Here is a 20,193-nt window from a genome sequence, read left to right as displayed (position 1 = left end):
TATGAAATTAGTTAAACCTAAAAAGTTTTTAGGACAACACTTCCTGAAAGACCTGCAAGTGGCACAAGACATAGCCGACACGGTAGACGCCTGCCCGGCCCTTCCCGTTCTCGAGGTAGGTCCCGGAATGGGAGTTCTCACCCAATACCTGCTGAAAAAAGACCGCCCGCTCAAAGTGGTGGAGCTGGATTTTGAATCGGTGGCTTACCTGCGTGAGAATTTTCCGCAATTAGGAGACCATATCATCGAGCAGGATTTCCTGAAAATGGACCTCCGGCAACTTTTCGACGGACAGCCTTTTGTGCTGACCGGCAACTATCCCTACAACATTTCCAGCCAGATATTCTTCAAGATGCTCGACTACAAGGACTTGATTCCCTGCTGCACGGGCATGATTCAGAAGGAAGTGGCCGAACGCATCGCGGCTCGTCCGGGCAACAAGACCTACGGCATTCTGAGCGTACTGATTCAAGCCTGGTACAGCGTGGAATACCTGTTCACCGTACACGAACATGTATTCAATCCTCCTCCCAAGGTAAAGAGCGCCGTCATCCGCATGACCCGCAACGAGACCAAGGAGTTGGGATGCAACGAGCAGTTGTTCAAGCAGATTGTCAAGACGACATTCAACCAGCGCCGCAAGACGCTCCGCAACTCCATATCTCTGATTCTGGAGAAAGGAAATCCGCTCAGTGCCGACCCTATCTTCAACAAACGGCCTGAACAGCTTTCCGTACAAGACTTCATCGACCTGACCAACCGGGTGGAAGAAGCCTTGAATTCCTCAGCCGCAAAGGCTGAGTGACCCTGCACACGAGACTTACAGACTACGATAACAACCCTCATCAGGAGTTTACAAGATGAATAGCGAAGATATTAAATTAGTCACCGAACTGATTGAGAAGAAAGATTCCGACCAGTTAAAAGAAGTCATCAAGGACCTGCATCCGGCCGACATCGCCGAGCTGTGCAACGAGCTGGACGCAGAAGATGCCCGCTTCATCTACCTGCTGCTGGACAACGAAACGGCAGCCGACGTACTGATTGAAATGGACGAGGATGCACGAAAGAAATTCCTCGAAATACTTCCCCCTGAAACCATCGCCAAGCGCTTTGTCGACTACATGGATTCGGACGATGCCGTAGACATCATCCGTGAAATGGACGAGGACAAGCAGGAAGAGGTGCTTTCACACATTGAAGACATCGAACAGGCAGGCGACATCGTCGACTTGCTGAAATACGACGAAGACACCGCCGGTGGTTTGATGGGTACGGAAATGGTGATTGTGAACGAGAACTGGAGTATGCCCGAATGCCTGCGCGAAATGCGACTGCAGGCAGAAGAAATGGACGAGATATATTATGTATATGTGGTAGACGACGATGAACGTCTGCGCGGCGTATTCCCGCTGAAAAAGATGATTACCAGTCCGTCGGTTTCCAAGGTGAAACACGTGATGAAGAAGGACCCTATTTCCGTCCATGTGGATACACCCATTGAAGAGGTGGTGCAGACCATTGAAAAGTATGACTTGGTGGCCGTTCCCGTGGTCGACAGCATCGGCCGTCTGGTAGGACGCATCACCGTAGACGACGTAATGGACGAGGTTCGTGAACAGGCCGAACGCGACTACCAGTTGGCATCCGGTTTGTCACAGGACGTAGAAACAGACGACAATGTGTTCCGCCAGACCACCGCGCGCCTTCCGTGGCTGCTCATCGGTATGCTCGGTGGAATCGGTAACTCCATGATTCTGGGCAACTTTGACTCTACCTTTGCCGCTCATCCGGAAATGGCGCTTTACATTCCCCTTATCGGTGGAACGGGAGGAAACGTAGGAACCCAGTCCTCCGCATTGGTCGTGCAAGGTCTGGCCAACAGCTCACTGAACGCCGAAAACACCTTCAAGCAGGTGCTGAAAGAATCCGTTGTAGCCCTTATCAACGCCACCATCATTTCCATGCTGGTGTATATCTACAACTTCATCCGTTTCGGAGCTACGGCTACAGTCAGCTATTCGGTATCCATCAGTCTGTTTGCCGTGGTCATGTTTGCCTCCATTTTCGGCACACTGGTGCCCATGACACTGGAAAAACTGAAAATCGATCCGGCCATTGCCACCGGACCGTTTATCTCCATTACCAACGACATTATCGGTATGCTCATGTACATGGGAATTACCGTATTATTATCCTAAATTTTTGTTAAAGAAAAACGCAAGTGCGTTTGAGGTAAAACGCAAGTACATTTTACTTCAAACGCACTTGCGTTTTGATCAAAACGTCTTTGCGTTTTCTTTCAAACGCAAAGACGTTTTTTTCACCCCCTCTACAAGCCCTTCTGAGCCACATTCCTCGTCTTTCTATTTCTAAAAATGATTCTTACCTTATAGTTTTTTTCTGAAAAAGTATGAAAATCAGATTTTTTTTTCTTTAATTTGTAAGAACCTTTACTAAGGGTAAAGAAAAAACTAGGATATTATACTCTTTAAAATCTATATACGATGGAAGTAAATGAAACCAACCGCCCATTAACCGAAACTCCGATGGAACAACCCATTGAAGCACCGGTTCCTACTGTTGAAGACACCGAAAAGGAAACATCCGCTCCCAAACAAACACTGGAAGAAGTGGTGCAACGCCTCAAGGAAATCAACGAAAAAAACGACCTGACCGACAAGCAGGAAATCGATTCACTTAAACAAACGTTCTACAAACTACAAAAAGCCAAATCAGAAGCGGCACGGAAAGCTTTCATCGACGAAGGGGGAAAGGCAGAAGACTTCACTCCGGAAACAGAACCGGCAGAAGAAGAATTCAAAGCTGTCATGAACGCCATCAAGGAGAAGAGAAATGCCTTAGCGGCTGCACAGGAACAGGAAAAGGAAGAAAACCTGACCAAGAAACTGGGTATCCTGGAAAGAATGAAGTTCCTGACCGAATCGCAGGAAGATACCAACAAGATATACGACGAATTTAAGAAATTGCAGCAGGAATGGAATGAAATAGGCCAGATTCCGGTAGCGAAAGTAAATGAACTGTGGAAGACTTACCAGCTTTACACCGAAAAATTCTATGACATGGTGAAGCTGAACAATGAATTCCGCGAATATGACTTCAAGAAAAACCTGGAACAGAAGACCCGCTTGTGCGAAGCTGCAGAAAAACTGGCCGAAGAGCCTGACGTAATTTCTGCTTTCCACCAGCTGCAGAAGCTTCATCAGGAATTCCGTGCCATCGGCCCGGTAGCCAAAGACCTGCGCGAAGAAATCTGGAGCCGTTTCAAGGCTGCCTCTACGGTTGTCAACAAACGCCACCAGCAGCATTTTGAAGAACTGAAAGAAAAAGAACAGAATAACCTGGACCAGAAGACGGTGATTTGCGAAATCGTGGAAGGTATGGAATATGACACCTTCACTACTTTTGCTGACTGGGAAGACAAGACCAATGAAATCCTTGCCCTCCAGGCCAAATGGAAAACCATCGGCTATGCTCCGCAAAAGATGAACGTCAAGATTTTCGAACGTTTCCGCGCTGCCTGCGATGAATTCTTCCGCCGGAAAGCTGCTTTCTTCAAATCTGTGAAGGAAACAATGGCAGCCAACCTGGAAAAGAAAAAAGCGTTCTGCGAAAAGGCTGAAGCCCTGAAAGAAAGTACCGACTGGAAAGAAACGGCTGAAATCCTGACCAAGCTCCAGAAAGAATGGAAGACCATCGGTCCGGTTGCCAAGAAACATTCAGATGCCGTATGGAAACGTTTTATAGGTGCCTGCGATTATTTCTTTGAACGGAAAAACAAAGCGACTTCTTCACAACGCTCGGAAGAAGTGGAAAACCTGGCCAAGAAAGAAGATGTCATTAAGCGTATGGCTGCCCTGGAAGCTGCCGGAACTGCAGACGATGCAACTGCCGAACAAGTACGTGCCCTGATGAAGGAATGGAATGCCATCGGCTTCGTTCCTTTCAAGGAAAAAGACCGTCTGTATAAAGAATTCCATGCATTGGTAGACAAGCTGTTCGACCGCCTGCACCTGTCGGCTACTGAAAAACGCCTGAGCAGTGTACGCACTAACGGCAACAAAGAAGGAAATCTCTACCGCGACCGTGAACGCCTGGTTCGCACTTACGAAGGGCTGAAAAACGACATCCAGACCTACGAAAACAACCTTGGCTTCCTGAATTCTTCTTCCAAGAAGGGAAATACACTGGTGGCCGACATCACCCGCAAGATTGAGCGCCTGAAGAAAGACATGGAACTGGTGCTGAAGAAAATCAAGGACATTGATGAAAGCTTGAAAGAAAAAGAATAAAAACAGCTTACTCAAACTAATTTTATTACCACAAGAGGTATCCATTCCCATGGATACCTCTTTTTTTGTTTTTCTTTCAATTTTTCACAAGAATTTCACTCGATTGTAAAATCTTCACGCAACCAAGCCATGTTTGATATTTTTTTGAAAAATAATCGTATAAATATTTTATTACTCCAAGAAAATATCTTAAATTAAAGCCAAAATTCAAGAAACAAACTTTCTTGTATTTTGTTAACCCGAATAAAATATAAGCAAAATATAATTCTGAATGAATTAAAAACATAAAATAAACTATTCTTAATATGAAAATGAAATCACTATTAGGGATTGTACTTTCCCTAAGTATTCTGCAATCTTGCCAGAATGACGAAACAAACATCATCCAGAATGAAGTGAATAACAAAGGCATCACATTCTCTTCTATCATAGATGATGCACAAAATTCCAGAGCTTACGATACGTCGTGGGAAGCCAATGACGTAATTGGTGTATTTATGCTAGCCAACAATAGTGATAAAAATGTACTGGCTACAAACATTCCTTATGCAACATCTAAAGGAGACGGCTATTTCGTAAGCAAAAATAGTCCCATATACTATCCGGAAGACAATAGTGCGGTCGACTTCATTGCATATTATCCTTATAGTGAAACTATTAGTGACTATAAAAACTATCCCATTGATTTAAGTAACCAAACCAAACAAAACGCCATCGACTTGATGACTGCAGTAAACCTGACAAACCGTCAATTGGCGTCTCCACAAGGTAATCTGCAATTCAAGCATCTGTTGGCTAAATTGGTGCTGAATTTGAAATCTACTTCTGGAAGTTCCCTGAAAGGAATCAAAGCTTCTATCAGCGGACTGCAAGTAAAAGGAACAGCTAATCTTTCTGACGGTACCATTACTCCTTCCGGTGAAGCTACAACCTTTTCCTTATTTATAAATGAGGAAGCCACACAAGCAGAAGCCATTCTGTTGCCTCAAGACTTGAGCGGAAAACTGAAAATCAAACTGGAACAGAACGGACAGAGCAAAGAAATTGAGACTGAGATTTCTGGAAACATTGAGCAAGGTAGCAAATATATATATAATGTAAATGTGAATTATCAGGGGGGAGAGATTACGACCGACCCAGAAGCAAAATATACGAAATGGTTTGAAACACCGGTAATTACTGAGTCACAACTGAATCAATCTAATATAAAATACGTTACTCATTATACCGGAATAACTTATGACGAAGCTCCACTCAACGGTATTGAGATCCGTAATTATAGTATGCTATACGATACCAATCTGAAAATTGCTTACTGGGTATCCTATCCATTATGCGGATGGTATCTGGAAGGAAACATAGGCCGTACGGAGGATTGGGGTTATGACCCTAAAATAGCAACTAACCTTCAAGCGAATCTCAAAAAAGCTCTCAGCGGTTACAGCAGAGGGCATCAGATTCCGAGTGGTGATAGACAGCGTAAAGACTGCGACATGAATAATCAGACTTTCTATTACACCAATATGACTCCGCAATTACAAAATGGATTGAATGGAGCTATTTGGGCTCAACTAGAAGGCGCTGTCAGAGGCTGGAGTAGTGGGATAGACACACTATACGTAGTAACAGGTGCGATGCCTACTACGGCAACTGATAAGCAAATACAATATGCTAAAGATAATAATGGAAAAAATATAGCAATACCCAAATATTACTTCAAAGCATTAGCCCGTAAAGTAGGTGGAAACTATCAGACAATCGCTTTTAAACTTGACCATAAGGCATATAGCGATACACAATATATGAAATATGCTATCAGCGTATCAGAACTTGAGAATATGACAGGGTTCACTTTCTTTCCATCATTACCTTCTGAGGTAAAAAAGACGCTAAATACATCGCAATGGAATTAAATCTATCTGATACAGAATCTACAAACTTTCTAAATAAATTAGTATGAAAATCTCGAATCTACTGTACATGGGGGCATTATCAACCCTAGCTCTAATGAGTTGTACAAACAATGACGACAACAGCGAATGGTACGGAAGTGAAGGCATCGTATTTACCACAGCTATTCAGTCAAGAGTTTCAGGTAACACTTGGAATGCAAACGACGAGGTAGGTATTTACATGATGAACGCAGGAAGTGGAATTGAGGCTGCAACCGCACAAAACAAAAAGTACATTGCACAGACCAACGGCACATTGACGGCTGCTCCAGGTAATGGTATTTATCTCCCTGAAAGCGGGAATGTAGACTTCATTGCATATTATCCTTATACCACAAGTGTAAGCGGCAATAAGCTTGCGGTAAATGTATCCGACCAGAGCAATCCGGCTGCTATCGACTTGATTTATTCTAACGGTACTAAAGGAGTAGCAGCAACTACTGCCACCACTATTAGTCTGGGATTTACACACCAACTGACTAAAGTCACCCTGAATGTAACCAAAGATGAAACAATTGAAACTCTTAACGGATTGGGTGTAAACATTAAGGGTATCAGCACAGAAGGTGAATTTAACTTGGCTGACGGAACACTGACTGCTACAGCAGGAACCAACAATAAAGATGTAGCGATGTACATAGATGCACAAGGTACAACAGCTACGGCTACAGCCATCATTCTCCCAACAGCTGCAAGCACCGACCAGACGTCACTCAACCTGACTTTTAACCTCAACGGTCAATCATTCACCCATACAATTAGTGACGCAAGTATTTTTGAAAAAGGAACAAATGTAAGCTTTAATGCAAAACTATCCATCAACAATGGGAAACCGGTTGTTACAGTAGGAAATGCAACAATCAGCAACTGGACTGAAAAACCAGGTGGAGATATTAATGTTGATTTCGATGGTGGAACTCAACCAGGTGGAGAAACTGTGGTATTGGATGAATCATTTGCAACTGGACAAGGAAGTTTTACTATTGATAATAAGCAACTTCCAAATGGAGAAGGCAGTTTTGTATGGAGCCTTGGTTCATTTAATGATGATAAATTCATGAAAGCCAGTGCTTATATTGGCGGAACAAGATATGCATCCGAATCTTGGTTAGTTTCTCCTCCTGTAGATTTAAGTCAGGCAGCAACTGCAACATTAACATTCGATCATGCCCATAATTATGCTGGAACAGCTGAAGAAGAATTTACTCTTTGGGCTACTGAAACAAGTGCAGATAACTGGCAACAATTGACAATTGATAAATATGGCAGTGAATTTAATTTCACAACTGCAACCATTGATTTATCGGCTTATGCTGGAAAAACAATCAAATTTGCATTCAAATATATAAGTACAACTGCTGCTGCCGGAACTTGGGAAATCAAGAATGTAAAAGTAGTTGCCAATGGAGAAGGAGGAGGAACTGTTGATCCAGAACCTGAACCGGGAATTAATTTATTAACTAACCCTGGATTTGAAGACTGGACAAATGAATTACCTACTGCATGGGACAATAAAACATATAATACGGGAGAAATTGTAAAAGAAACCAGCATTAAACATGGTGGGAATAATGCACTAAGACAAACTTCAGCCAGTGGAACAAATAAAATTCAACAAGAAGTTGCTATCACAGCTGGAAAGAAATACAAAATCTCTTATTGGTTCCTTGACAATGATACAAAAGCAAGCAGTCGTTATTGGTTTGCCATGGTAGGTAGTGACGGAAAAACAATCAATGACATAAACAAACAAATCCAACAAAACGACTACTCTACAGACAACACAGAATGGCAACAAGTTACAATAGAATTTACCGCTCCTGCTGGTACTGTAAAAATGCGCTACGAAGTAAGAACCTACCGCAATATGGATAGTAATGAGAGTGGTGGATACATTTATTATGATGACATGGAATTAGTTGAAATCCAATAACAATTTGATCCATTCCCCTCACAAGAGAACATGAAAAAGCTCTATAAAACTTTTTCATGTTCTCTTTCACCCCCTATAAAATAACACTAAACTAACAATTATTTTTTATGAAACACAAATTACTGTTCTTCATGGCATTCTTCCTTCCTTGCCTTGTCTTTGCACAAGGAAATGTAAGCGTGAAAGGAAGTGTGATCGGAGCAGTAAGCAATGACCCTATTCCAGGTGTAATTGTGACGGTGACAGAACTGAACCGCCAAGTCACAACCGACGCGGACGGAAACTTCACCATCCGAAATATTCAGCCGGGAACTTACGTCATTCAGCTTAACTCCGTAATGATTACGCCCAAGAGTGTCTCCATTGAAGTAGAAAACTTAGGCGTAACTGAACTAAAACCTATCCGAGTAACTGAACTTAACGCAAACGAAGACGTGTCTATGATTGGCATCATCGATGCCGGCATGGTGGATGACGACGTGGAGACCTCCGGGCAGGATGTCAGCTCTACCGTGATTCTGTCAAATGATATTTTCCTGAACAAAGCTGCCTATCAGCTTTCACCTGCACGCTTCTCTCCACGTGGATACAACAGCACACAGGAGGTTAAATACATCAATGGCGTGGAATTCAACGACCAGAATAGGGGTGTATTCAACTATGCAGCGGTAGGCGCACTGAACGACATGACACGTAACGGTGATGTCACCAACTTCACAGCTCCTTCGTCCTTTACTTTTGGTGAGTTGGGAGGTACGGAAAACATCAATATGCGTGCCAGCAGCTATACTCCTGGAGGAAAGTTAACCTTAAGCTATACCAACCGAAACTATTATCTCCGTGGCATGTTTACCTACTCTACCGGACTGAAAGATAACGGATGGGCATTCACTACCTCTATTGGCGGACGCTATTCGAATGAAGGTAACATCGACGGAACTTTCTACAAGAACGTTTCTTTCGCCTTCTCTGCTGAAAAGCAATGGAAAGGAGGAGAACATAGCCTGTCAATGGTGGCTTTCGTATCACCGGTACAGCGTGGACAGCAAGGCAGTTCTTACCGCGAAGTGTATGAACTGACAGGAAACTACCTTTACAACCCGAACTGGGGATACCAGAACGGAGAAAAAAGAAATGCAAAGGTGGTAACGGCATTCGACCCGACTGCCATCATTTCGCACATCTGGAAAATCAACGATAATATGACGCTGACTACAGGTGTGGGAGCACATTATGCCCGCTACGGTAATACGGCCCTGAACTGGTACAATGCTCCTGACCCTCGCCCGGATTACTATCGCTACCTTCCTTCGTATTTTGAAGATGAAATGGTACAACTAAGATACAAAGAGTTGTGGCGTACTAACCAGACCAGCTTTACACAAATCAACTGGGATGACCTCTACCTGGCTAATGCCAACAACATTCGTAATGGTAACGGAGCAGCTGTTTACATGCTGGAAGAACGTCGCAGTGACTTGTTGGAAACTTCATTCAACTCTACTTTAAACGCACGCATGAGCCGTCATTTCGACATCACAGCCGGAGTCGGTGCACGCTACACCCAGTCACGCCAGTTCAAGACCGTAGCCGACCTGCTGGGAGCAGAATATGTGCTGGATATTGATAAATTTGCAGAACAAGACTTCTCTGGTGATCCGGACAAAATTCAGAACGACTTGAACCGCCCGCAGAGAAAAGTATACGAAGAAGGAATTTTCGGTTACAACTATAACCTGAACATTTATTCACTGAATGCCTGGGTAGTGAATCAGTATCATTCACGTTATTGGGATTACTATTACGGAATGAAGCTGACTTATACCAGCTTCCAGCGTGATGGTAAAATGCGTAACGGACGTTATCCGGACAGTTCTTTCGGCAAAGGTGCTCGCCATCAGTTCACAGACTTAATGGTAAAGGGAGGACTGACCTACAAGTTCAACGGACGTCACATGATTAACGCCAACATCAGTTATGGTAGTGAAGCTCCGTTGCCCAACGAAGCATACGTATCACCGCGTATCACAGACCGTACCATTGATGACATGAAGAGTGGACGGGTTCTCTCTGCCGACATCAACTACATCTTCTCTACTCCTCACCTGGCCGGACGTATCGGAGTATTCCAGACTAATTTCTATGACCAGATGGAACGCAGCAGCTACTATGACGGCATTGAAGGAACATTCATCAACCACGTGTTGTATGGAGTAAACCGCATTCACAGAGGTATTGAGCTGGGAGCTACTTACAAACTGGATGACCATTGGAGCTTCGACCTGGCTGGAACCGTAGGTGAATATTATTACAGCAACAACCCTGACGGTATCAAGAACTCTGAAAACGGAAAGATAGTAGAAAGAGAACAAGTATACATGAAGGATGTTTACGTAGGTGGAGTTCCACAGATTGCCGGTACATTCGGAATCCGTTACTTCATCAAATACTGGTTCCTGGGAGCCAACCTGAACGGATTTGCACGCAACTACATCGAAGCTGCTCCCCTCCGCCGTCTGGCTTCAAGCTACACAGAAGTAACTCCGTATAACCAGTATTACGATGCCTTCAAGCAGTTGACCACACAAGAACGTTTCCCGGCAGCCTATACATTAGACTTGTCTATCGGAAAAATTTTCTACTTGCCTGGAAGACAATCTATCAACTTCAATCTTTCTCTGAACAATGTATTGAACAAGAAAGATATTTGTACCGGAGGATACGAACAGGGACGATTTGACCTTGACCATCCGGAACGCTTTGGAGGAAAATACTACTACATGCAGGGCATCAACTGTTTCCTGAATGTGAGCTACCGTTTTTAATCATTAACCTACATAAAACTCAGAATATATGAAACTTTTAAGAAATATCAGTCTGCCACTCATTGCCTCACTCGCTCTCTTTGCATGTGAACGAGACTATGATGCTCCTCTCTTGACAGAACCTGAATACACAGGTCCGGCAGCCAATATCACGATTTCAGAATTGCGTACACAGAATGCAGCAGCTACTCAGGACGTTCCTATCATCATCACGCAAGACCAGGTACTCAAAGCCGTCATCACAGGTAACGATGAATCAGGAAACATCTTCAAGAAAATCTACTTGCAGGATGAAACGGGTGCCATTGAAATGGAAGTAGACCAAAGCAGTGTGTACAATTATTATCCGGTAGGCCAGACTGTATATGTAGACCTGAACGGATTGAGCATTTCCGTATATGGAGACGAACAGCAATTAGGACATCCGGAAGGATACTTGTATCGTACACCGTGGGAAGATTTCGAAAAACATGTCAGCAAAGACGGATGGGCTAATCCAGAAAATGCCAAGCCTGTTGTAATTGATGACATCAGTACCATCAACGCTGCTCCCGATAACTATAAATTCAAATTAGTGCAATTTACCGGAGTTACTTTCCAGAACGGTGGTAAGGGTATCTTTGCTCCAGAAGATGGTTATGGTGAAGAAAATATTACCGACAGTCATGGAAATACTATCATGATTCGTACCAGCAATTATGCCAGCTTTGCAGGTAATAAACTTCCAGAAGGAAAAGGTAATGTAACAGGTATCTTAGGAAGATTCAGAGGTACTTGGCAGCTTACTTTACGTACAGCTAATGATGTCAGCGACTTTACTGGAAGTAATGAAGAAGGTGGGAATGAAGGCGGAGAAACTCCGAGTGGTGAAACGGTTTTATTCCAAGAATCTTTTGGAACTCCTGAAAAGAGTGGAAATTACTGGCCTAAAATCGCCGAATACACAGGGTTTGATAATCCTGGATTCTTCGAAGATGAATCAGGAAAGGCTGATGTACGCATAGGCTCCGCTTATCCTGCTAACGTGTGGTTCCCAAAAGGATCTGACATTAATCTGAAAGTAAAAGGCATAAACGGACAAGGTGCTACTAAAGCCACATTAAAATATCAGGTAGGATGCAATGTTTATAATTCAGGAGAAACACAAGACCTAAATACACTGAAAATTAAATGCAACGGTACAGAACTCCCCTTATCGAGTAAAGTGGTCAGTGGAGAAAATCAAGAAGGTAACAAACCTTTTGAGTTTGAAATTAAAGACATAAATATTTCAAATAATACAACTTTAGAATTTTATACAACCGCAGCAGATAACACGTATGGGTTGCGATTATTCAGCGTCAAACTCTATGTTCCAGGAAGTGGAAGTGGCAGCACCGGTGGTGACGGAGGTACAACCATTGAACCCACTCCAAGCAATTAATGCACACATCAAACCATGAAAGTTATGAATAAACGATTGCTTATTTTCACTTTGTTCATTACTTGTGTATATACCACCAGTCTGTTTGCACAAGACAGACTGGGTGTTTATGCAGCCGCATTCTATAATTTAGAAAACCTTTGGGACACGGTGGACGACCCTAACAACGAAGGGGATGATGATTTCACTCCGGAAGGAAAGTATGAATGGACTCAGACCAAGTATGAACAAAAGTTACAGAATATTGCCAAGGTAATCTCACAATTGGGAAGAGATTATTGTCCGGCAGGCCCTGCTATCATCGGTATCTCAGAAGTGGAAAACCGGAAAGTATTGGAAGACCTGACAAAAACAGCTCCCATCAGTGGAACGGGATATGAAATCGTACATTTCGAATCGCCCGACCACAGAGGTATCGACGTAGCAGCCTTGTACAACCCGAAACTGTTCAAGCTGATTGATGCCAGAATCTATCCTTTCAACAAGCCGGATATGCCGCACTATAAAACCCGCGACATTCTGCTGGTAAGTGGTATACTGGCCGGGGAACCGTTTCACCTGATTGTAAATCACTGGCCTTCACGCTACGGTGGATCCGCTTCTTCTCCGCTGAGAGAATTTGCTGCCAGCATCGTGAAACACATTGGCGATTCTATCCATGCACAGAACCCGGAAGCAAAAGTGCTCATTGTGGGTGACTTGAATGATGACCCGTTCAACAAGAGCTGTAGCGAGGTACTGGGCGCTAAAAAGAACATCAAGGAGGTAAAACCTGACGGATATTACAATGCTACCTGGAAATTGTACGATCAGGGTATCGGTTCTCTCTGCTACCAGAACCAATGGAATTTGTTTGACCAGCAGATTATATCAGGTAACCTGATTGGCAAAGACCGCAGTACATTGAAATTCTGGAAGAGCGAAGTATTCAACCGTCCATTCCTGCTTCAAAAGGAAGGAAAGTACAAAGGGTATCCACTTCGTACATTCTCGGGTACTACATTCCAGAATGGATTCAGCGACCACTTGCCGACCCTCACCTATTTTGTCAAGGTAATGAAGTAAGAGAAAATATATCTTTTCATAAAGAAAGGCGTTCCGACAACACAATCGGAACGCCTTTCTTGTTTCATTTAAAACCTCTTCAAATGCCCTTTAAACTACTACGTAGTAGTTCCTCCGTTACCTCGTAGTAACAGACCGACTACTACGTAGTAATTCATTCATTACCCCGTAGTAAAATTTCCTCCAAATCTTCCGGTACATAGACCTTACCGTTAAACTGCAAAGCTGCTTCTGCCGTATAGCGCTCTTTACGGGTAGCCAGTGTCTTGTCTTCCGTGTGATACAGCAGCAGATTCTTCACTCCAAGCTGAGCTGCTAACCGGCCAGCATCCAAAGCCGTGCTATGATGCTTCTCGTAGGGCTTGAACCGTTCCCGGTCTTCATACAAGCAGAACGCCTCACACAGCAGCCAGTCGGCTCCTTCCACATACATCTGGTTGCATGCGTTATAAGGTTCATCACCCAGACAAACCAGCGATTGTCCATCAGGAAGACAGGTACGGAAACCAAACTGTTTCTCCTTTGTAGAGGCAATGTCAAAGCATTCCACTTCCAGGCCGATGGCCTGAAATTTTTCTCCGTTCTTCACCTCACACAACAGTATCTCTTCTCCTAGGCGTGCCACAATCTTCTTGGGTAAAGTCATCCGGCAAATCCAGTCGAGCACCTGTACCACCTTGTCATGCCCATATATGCGCAGTTCGCCCTGGTACTCTCCTTTCTGAATAGCCTGAGCCACCATACGAATCATCCATATCACACCCAATATATGGTCAGTATGTGCATGCGTCACAAATATCTCATGAATGCCTGACAACGGGATATGTGTCTTCTGCAACTGCGACAGAATGCCGTTACCTCCTCCGGCATCCACTAAAAAGTATTTATCCTCCCGGCACAAGGCAAAACAGGTATTGTAGCAGGCTACGGTGGCCGCATTTCCCGTACCCAGCATAATAAGCTTCATCGAATTTTCCATACAATGTATCCTTTAAAACACAAGACAAAGATATAAATTTCCTGCTTTTATTTTTTTAACACATAAGGATTCTTACCACTATCCCCTTCTTTCCTCAAAATAAGGCACCGAGATTTCAACATAAACATAAAATACAATAAGCCCCTTGCAGGAGACTTTTCCTATTCCTCACGTAAGATATTGAAAATTCGATTTTTCGGGTTGTTGTACTTTTGCCAATAAGCCTGCACGGGAAATTACCTTTTATACATATTGTATGAACTACAAAAACATCACATCACGATATTGTATCAAATAAGATATTTACCCTATTGAACAATAAGGTTTTACAACCCACAAAAGCCCTATTGCATATATCAATAAAAAAAACGTCCTTTGCGGTGTAGACAGAAAAATGCTTATGGAATACACTGAACAATTAGCCAATAATCACATCTCAGTAGACTGCGTGGTCATCGGATTCGATGGAGAGAAACTAAAGGTGTTGCTCGTAAAAAGAATGGGGGAAGAAAGTGGAGAAGTTTTCCACGATATGAAACTCCCCGGAAGCCTTATCTACATGGATGAGGACTTGGATGATGCAGCTAAACGAGTGCTTCGTGATTTGACTGGACTCAAGAACGTAGACCTGATGCAGTTCAAGGCGTTCGGTTCAAAGGACCGTACCAAGAATCCCAAAGATGTTCACTGGCTGGAAAGAGCCGAAAAGGCCAAAGTGGAACGAATCGTAACCATCGCCTACTTTGCCATGGTAAAAATAGACAAGACTCTCAACAAGAACCTGGATGAATACAAGGCAGAATGGGTGGCACTGGAAGAAGTGAAGGACCTGGCATTCGACCACAATCTGATTATTGCAGAAGCCATGAAGTTTATCCGGCAGCACATCGAATTCAACCCGTCGTGCATCTTCGAGCTGCTTCCACGGAAATTTACCGCTCTGCAACTGCGAATGCTGTATGAGGTGATTTACGGCAAAGCATTGGATGTACGCAACTTCCATAAGAAGATTTCCATGATGGAATACATCGTGCCGACGGAAGAATACGAACAGGGAGTATCTCACCGGGCCGCAAGGTATTACCGGTTTGACCGGAAAATCTACAACAAAACAAGAAGATAATTTTAAAAGACTATATAACGATGTATGTATTAGGTTATGACATAGGAAGCTCGTCAGTAAAGGCGAGTCTGGTCAATGTAGAAAGCGGAAAATGTGCAGCATCTGCCTTTTTCCCGAAAACAGAAGCGCCTATCCTCGCTGTCAAACAGGGATGGGCTGAACAGGACCCGCAGAGCTGGTGGGATAATTTGAAACTGGCTACACAAGCCGTTCTCACTGCTTCTGGTGCAAAAGCAGAAGAAATCAAGGCTATCGGTATTTCTTATCAGATGCACGGTCTGGTCTGCGTGGACAAGAACCAGCAGGTGCTCCGTCCTTCTATTATATGGTGTGACTCCAGAGCTGTACCATACGGTCAGAAGGCATTTCAGACATTGGGAGAAGCGCAGTGCTTGTCACATTTGTTGAACTCACCGGGCAACTTCACGGCTTCCAAACTGGCTTGGGTAAAGGAAAATGAGCCGGAGGTTTATGAACGTATCTATAAGGTGATGCTTCCGGGTGACTATATCGCCATGCGACTGACAGGAGAAATCTGCACGACAGTTTCCGGATTATCGGAAGGTATGTTCTGGGATTTCAAGGAAAACAAGGTAGCTGATTTCTTGCTGGATTATTACGGTATTGACTCATCCTTGCTGGCTGACATCCGTCCGACTTTCTCTGAACAGGGTAAAGTAACGGAAAAAGTAGCTGCCGAGTTAGGACTGAAAGCCGGTACTCCGGTAACTTACCGCGCCGGTGACCAACCGAACAACGCTCTTTCGCTGAATGTATTCAATCCGGGTGAAATTGCTTCTACAGCTGGAACTTCCGGAGTAGTATACGGAGTGAACGGTAGTGTTAACTACGATCCGAAGTCACGCGTCAATACATTTGCACACGTCAACCATACTGCTTCACAGACTCGTCTGGGCGTATTGCTCTGCATCAACGGTACGGGTATCCTCAATTCGTGGATGAAACGCACATTAGCTTCCGACCTCAGCTATGCGGAAATGAATGAGGTAGCTGCTCAGGCTCCTATCGGTGCTGCCGGCATCAGTATCCTTCCGTTTGGCAACGGAGCTGAACGTATGTTGCAGAACCAGGAAACCGGATGTTCCGTTCAGAGTGTCAACTTCAACTTGCATAACCGCAGTCACCTGCTTCGTGCCGCTCAGGAAGGCATCGTATTCTCTTTCCGTTACGGTATCGACATCATGAAGGGCATGGGAATGGATGTACGGAAGATTCACGCCGGACATGCCAACATGTTCCTGAGTCCGCTGTTCCGCGACACGCTGGCCGGAGTCACAGGTGCTACCATCGAACTCTATGACACCGACGGTTCGGTAGGAGCTGCCAAGGGAGCCGGAATGGGTGCAGGCATCTACCGCGACAACGTGGAAGCTTTTGCCACTCTCGACAAACTGGCTGTCATCGAACCGAAGGCTGCCGACGAAGCGGCATACGACGACGCATACGCACGTTGGAAAGAATGTCTCGAAAAATCAACAAACAATTAAATATAACAATTCATTAACTTATAAAACAAAGATATTATGGCAACAAAAGAGTACTTTCCGGGTATTGGAAAAATCAAATTTGAAGGTGTAGAAAGCAAAAACCCGATGGCTTTCCGTTATTATGACGCAGAAAAAGTCATCCTGGGCAAACCGATGAAAGAATGGTTGAAGTTCGCTATGGCATGGTGGCACACATTGTGCGCTGAAGGTGGCGACCAGTTCGGTGGCGGAACAAAGAGCTTCCCATGGAAAGGAAATCCTGACAAAGTACAGGCTGCAAAAGATAAAGTAGATGCAGGTTTTGAATTCATGCAGAAAATCGGTATCGAATACTACTGCTTCCACGATGTAGACTTGTGCGACGAAGCTGCTACTATCGAAGAATACGAAGCTAACTTGAAAGAAGTAGTAGCTTACCTGAAACAGAAACAGGCTGAAACTGGTATCAAACTGTTGTGGGGTACTGCCAACGTATTCGGTCATGCACGTTATATGAACGGTGCAGCTACTAACCCTGACTTTGATGTAGTAGCTCGTGCTGCCGTACAGATTAAGAACGCCATCGATGCTACTATCGAACTGGGCGGTACAAACTACGTATTCTGGGGCGGCCGTGAAGGTTACATGTCACTGCTGAACACTGACCAGAAACGTGAAAAAGAACACTTGGCTCAGATGTTGAAAATGGCTCGTGACTATGCACGTAGCAAAGGTTTCCAGGGTACTTTCCTGATTGAACCGAAACCGATGGAACCAAGCAAGCATCAGTACGACGTAGATACTGAAACTGTTATCGGCTTCCTGAAAGCACACGGTCTGGACAAAGACTTCAAAGTAAATATCGAAGTAAACCACGCTACTTTGGCTGGTCACACATTTGAACACGAACTGGCAGTAGCTGTAGACAACAACATGCTGGGTTCTATCGACGCTAACCGTGGTGACTACCAGAACGGATGGGATACTGACCAGTTCCCTATCGACAACTATGAACTGATTCAGGCTATGATGCAGATTATCCGTGGTGGTGGTCTGGGCAACGGTGGTACAAACTTCGATGCGAAGACTCGTCGTAACTCTACTGACCTGGAAGACATCTTCATCGCTCACATCGCTGGTATGGATGCCATGGCACGTGCTTTGGAAAATGCAGCACGCCTGCTGGAAGAATCTCCTTACAAGAAAATGCTGGCTGACCGCTACGCTTCATTCGACAACGGAAAAGGTAAAGAATTTGAAGAAGGCAAGCTGACACTGGAAGATGTAGTAGCATACGCTAAGACTGTAGGTGAACCGAAACAGACCAGTGGAAAACAAGAACTGTATGAGGCTATTGTAAATATGTATTGCTAATACGCTGATTTATCAGTATCCGACCGGCATGCCCGTCGGCGAAAGTCTCTTTCCCGACCGGGTATGCCGGTTTTTATTTTCCATAAAAAACCTATTATCATGAATTACACAGAAAAAGGAAGCAGAAGTTATCTGTTTTCCATCGTACTGGTAGCCGTTTTAGGAGGATTGCTGTTCGGCTACGATACCGCTGTTATTTCAGGAGCGGAAAAGGGTCTTCAGGCTTTCTTCATGGGAGCAGACGATTTCATCTATACAGATACCTGGCACGGTATCACTTCTTCGAGCGCCCTTTTAGGCTGTATTATCGGTAGTGCTTTATCAGGATTTTTTGCTTCCCGTTTCGGAAGAAAGCTTTCTTTGCTGATAGCCGGCGTCATGTTCTTTTTATCTGCATTAGGCTCATACTATCCGGAATTTTTGATATTTCCGTACGGGGAACCCTCCTATTCGCTTCTGTTAGCGTTCAATTTTTACCGCGTCATAGGCGGTGTAGGTGTGGGACTGGCTTCTGCCATCTGTCCGATGTATATCGCTGAAATCGCCCCGAGCAGTATCCGCGGTACATTGGTTTCCTGGAACCAGTTTGCCATCATCTTCGGTCAGCTGGTAGTCTATTTTGTCAACTTCCTCATCTTGGGAGACCATCTGAATCCGGTAGTAGAGATAGTGGATGGCGTCAACCGCATCATGAATCCGGAAGCTGCTGCCTGGAGTACTGAAACCGGATGGCGACTGATGTTTGTCAGTGAAGCCGTTCCTGCCGGATTGTTTACCCTTTTAGTTTTGTTCGTTCCGGAAACTCCCCGCTACCTGGCCATGACCGGTCGTGACGAAAAAGCCCTGTTTGTATTAAGCCGTATCAACGGTCTGTCACAAGGAAAAGAGATTCTACAGGAAATCAAGGCTACTGCTCATGAAAAGACAGAAAAACTGTTCACTTACGGCTGGATGGTTATTTTTATCGGTATCATGCTGAGTGTATTCCAGCAGGCAGTAGGTATTAACGCCGTACTTTATTTTGCACCGCGTATTTTCGAAAGCATGGGCATGGGCAATCCGATGGTACAAACAGTATTCATGGGAATTGTCAACATCCTGTTCACTTTGTTAGCTGTCTTTACTGTAGAAAAGTGGGGACGCAAGCCTCTGCTCATTTACGGTTCCATTGGTATGGCCATCGGCGCACTCGGAGTAGCCCTCAGCAATGCAGTAACCGGTATCAGCCCTATGGTACCCGTCATCAGCATCATGGTCTACAGTGCATCGTTCATGTTCAGCTGGGGTCCCATCTGCTGGGTGCTCATCGCCGAAATATTCCCCAATACCATCCGTGGCGCAGCCGTAGCCATCGCTGTCGCTTTCCAATGGATATTCAATTTCATCGTCTCATCTACCTTCCTGCCCATGTACAACATGAGTGCCGGAGATATGGGCGACAAGTTTGGCCACATGTTTGTATACGGACTCTACGGAGCTATCTGCATCATTGCAGCCATCTTTGTATGGAAATTAGTACCGGAAACAAAAGGTAAAACCCTAGAAGACATGACACGTTTGTGGAAAGAGCGGAAAAAATAAAGAGGATAACCCAAAAAGGCTTGCAGAATTTCTGCAAGCCTTTTTTATACTGATTCCCATTAGGATGATCTACATAAAGCAGTCACGGGTCAACGTAATAATCTGAGGGGTAAATCCGATAAATTTATATCTTTGCCG

At 44.3% G+C, this 20,193-nt stretch carries 13 protein-coding genes; 12 read left to right on the top strand and 1 reads right to left on the bottom strand.

All coding sequences use genetic code 11. The features are described from left to right. The first annotated feature begins 1 nt into the window (after position 1). The 8 genes from rsmA (at position 2) to DXD04_RS12720 (ending at position 13,511) form a co-directional block, all read left to right on the top strand. The gene (gene rsmA / locus DXD04_RS12755; RefSeq protein WP_117673649.1) at positions 2-805 is read left to right on the top strand and encodes a 16S rRNA (adenine(1518)-N(6)/adenine(1519)-N(6))-dimethyltransferase RsmA; all 804 of its coding nucleotides are present in this window, start codon (positions 2-4) and stop codon (positions 803-805) included. Positions 806-860: 55 nt separating this feature from the next. Further along, a complete protein-coding gene (gene mgtE, locus DXD04_RS12750) occupies positions 861-2,201 on the top strand; it encodes a magnesium transporter (protein ID WP_007563392.1) in 1,341 nt (446 codons plus the stop codon). Positions 2,202-2,507: 306 nt separating this feature from the next. Beyond that, positions 2,508-4,313 carry a DUF349 domain-containing protein gene (locus DXD04_RS12745; protein ID WP_117673648.1) on the top strand — a complete coding sequence of 602 codons (1,806 nt, stop codon included), beginning with the start codon at positions 2,508-2,510 and terminating at the stop codon, positions 4,311-4,313. Between the two features lie 305 nt (positions 4,314-4,618). Then, a complete protein-coding gene (locus tag DXD04_RS12740; protein ID WP_117673647.1) occupies positions 4,619-6,226 on the top strand; it encodes a fimbrillin family protein in 1,608 nt (535 codons plus the stop codon). Positions 6,227-6,269: 43 nt separating this feature from the next. After that, on the top strand, positions 6,270-8,198 hold the full coding sequence (locus DXD04_RS12735) for a fimbrillin family protein (protein WP_117673646.1): 1,929 nt from the start codon (positions 6,270-6,272) through the stop codon (positions 8,196-8,198). 107 nt (positions 8,199-8,305) lie between these two features. Next, complete coding sequence (locus tag DXD04_RS12730) at positions 8,306-11,023, top strand: TonB-dependent receptor (RefSeq protein ID WP_117673645.1); 2,718 nt, start codon at positions 8,306-8,308, stop codon at positions 11,021-11,023. Positions 11,024-11,051: 28 nt separating this feature from the next. Beyond that, positions 11,052-12,446, top strand: coding sequence for a DUF5689 domain-containing protein (locus DXD04_RS16775; RefSeq protein WP_220444614.1), 1,395 nt, complete (start codon positions 11,052-11,054; stop codon positions 12,444-12,446). Between the two features lie 15 nt (positions 12,447-12,461). Then, complete coding sequence (locus DXD04_RS12720; RefSeq protein WP_373104118.1) at positions 12,462-13,511, top strand: endonuclease/exonuclease/phosphatase family protein; 1,050 nt, start codon at positions 12,462-12,464, stop codon at positions 13,509-13,511. 154 nt (positions 13,512-13,665) lie between these two features. Here DXD04_RS12720 and DXD04_RS12715 read toward each other — a convergent pair whose 3' ends face one another. Further along, positions 13,666-14,490, bottom strand: coding sequence for an MBL fold metallo-hydrolase (locus DXD04_RS12715; protein ID WP_117673644.1), 825 nt, complete (start codon positions 14,488-14,490; stop codon positions 13,666-13,668). Positions 14,491-14,884: 394 nt separating this feature from the next. Between DXD04_RS12715 and DXD04_RS12710 the strand changes: the two genes are divergently transcribed. From DXD04_RS12710 to xylE, 4 genes are all read left to right on the top strand, one after another. Then, positions 14,885-15,613: an NUDIX hydrolase gene (locus DXD04_RS12710; RefSeq protein WP_370859895.1), complete on the top strand. Its 729-nt coding sequence runs from the start codon at positions 14,885-14,887 to the stop codon at positions 15,611-15,613. A 20-nt stretch (positions 15,614-15,633) separates the two neighbouring features. Then, positions 15,634-17,121, top strand: a complete 1,488-nt coding sequence (locus tag DXD04_RS12705) for a xylulokinase (RefSeq protein ID WP_117673643.1) — start codon at positions 15,634-15,636, stop codon at positions 17,119-17,121. 36 nt (positions 17,122-17,157) lie between these two features. Then, positions 17,158-18,474, top strand: a complete 1,317-nt coding sequence (xylA, locus tag DXD04_RS12700; RefSeq protein ID WP_117673642.1) for a xylose isomerase — start codon at positions 17,158-17,160, stop codon at positions 18,472-18,474. 99 nt (positions 18,475-18,573) lie between these two features. Next, complete coding sequence (gene xylE, locus DXD04_RS12695) at positions 18,574-20,055, top strand: D-xylose transporter XylE (RefSeq protein WP_117673641.1); 1,482 nt, start codon at positions 18,574-18,576, stop codon at positions 20,053-20,055. Positions 20,056-20,193: the final 138 nt, after the last annotated feature.

It is taken from the genome of Phocaeicola plebeius (assembly GCF_003437535.1).
GTDB classification, from domain to species: Bacteria; Bacteroidota; Bacteroidia; order Bacteroidales; family Bacteroidaceae; genus Phocaeicola; species Phocaeicola plebeius_A.
Note: the sequence above shows the minus strand (reverse complement) of the source record. Positions and strands in the feature narration are given on the sequence as shown.

Coding starts and splice junctions, on each gene's coding strand:
- rsmA (WP_117673649.1), top strand. CDS start 2: ATGAAATTAGTTAAACCTAAAAAGTTTTTAGGACAACACTTCCTGAAA.
- mgtE (WP_007563392.1), top strand. CDS start 861: ATGAATAGCGAAGATATTAAATTAGTCACCGAACTGATTGAGAAGAAA.
- DXD04_RS12745 (WP_117673648.1), top strand. CDS start 2,508: ATGGAAGTAAATGAAACCAACCGCCCATTAACCGAAACTCCGATGGAA.
- DXD04_RS12740 (WP_117673647.1), top strand. CDS start 4,619: ATGAAAATGAAATCACTATTAGGGATTGTACTTTCCCTAAGTATTCTG.
- DXD04_RS12735 (WP_117673646.1), top strand. CDS start 6,270: ATGAAAATCTCGAATCTACTGTACATGGGGGCATTATCAACCCTAGCT.
- DXD04_RS12730 (WP_117673645.1), top strand. CDS start 8,306: ATGAAACACAAATTACTGTTCTTCATGGCATTCTTCCTTCCTTGCCTT.
- DXD04_RS16775 (WP_220444614.1), top strand. CDS start 11,052: ATGAAACTTTTAAGAAATATCAGTCTGCCACTCATTGCCTCACTCGCT.
- DXD04_RS12720 (WP_373104118.1), top strand. CDS start 12,462: ATGAAAGTTATGAATAAACGATTGCTTATTTTCACTTTGTTCATTACT.
- DXD04_RS12715 (WP_117673644.1), bottom strand. CDS start 14,490: ATGGAAAATTCGATGAAGCTTATTATGCTGGGTACGGGAAATGCGGCC.
- DXD04_RS12710 (WP_370859895.1), top strand. CDS start 14,885: ATGCTTATGGAATACACTGAACAATTAGCCAATAATCACATCTCAGTA.
- DXD04_RS12705 (WP_117673643.1), top strand. CDS start 15,634: ATGTATGTATTAGGTTATGACATAGGAAGCTCGTCAGTAAAGGCGAGT.
- xylA (WP_117673642.1), top strand. CDS start 17,158: ATGGCAACAAAAGAGTACTTTCCGGGTATTGGAAAAATCAAATTTGAA.
- xylE (WP_117673641.1), top strand. CDS start 18,574: ATGAATTACACAGAAAAAGGAAGCAGAAGTTATCTGTTTTCCATCGTA.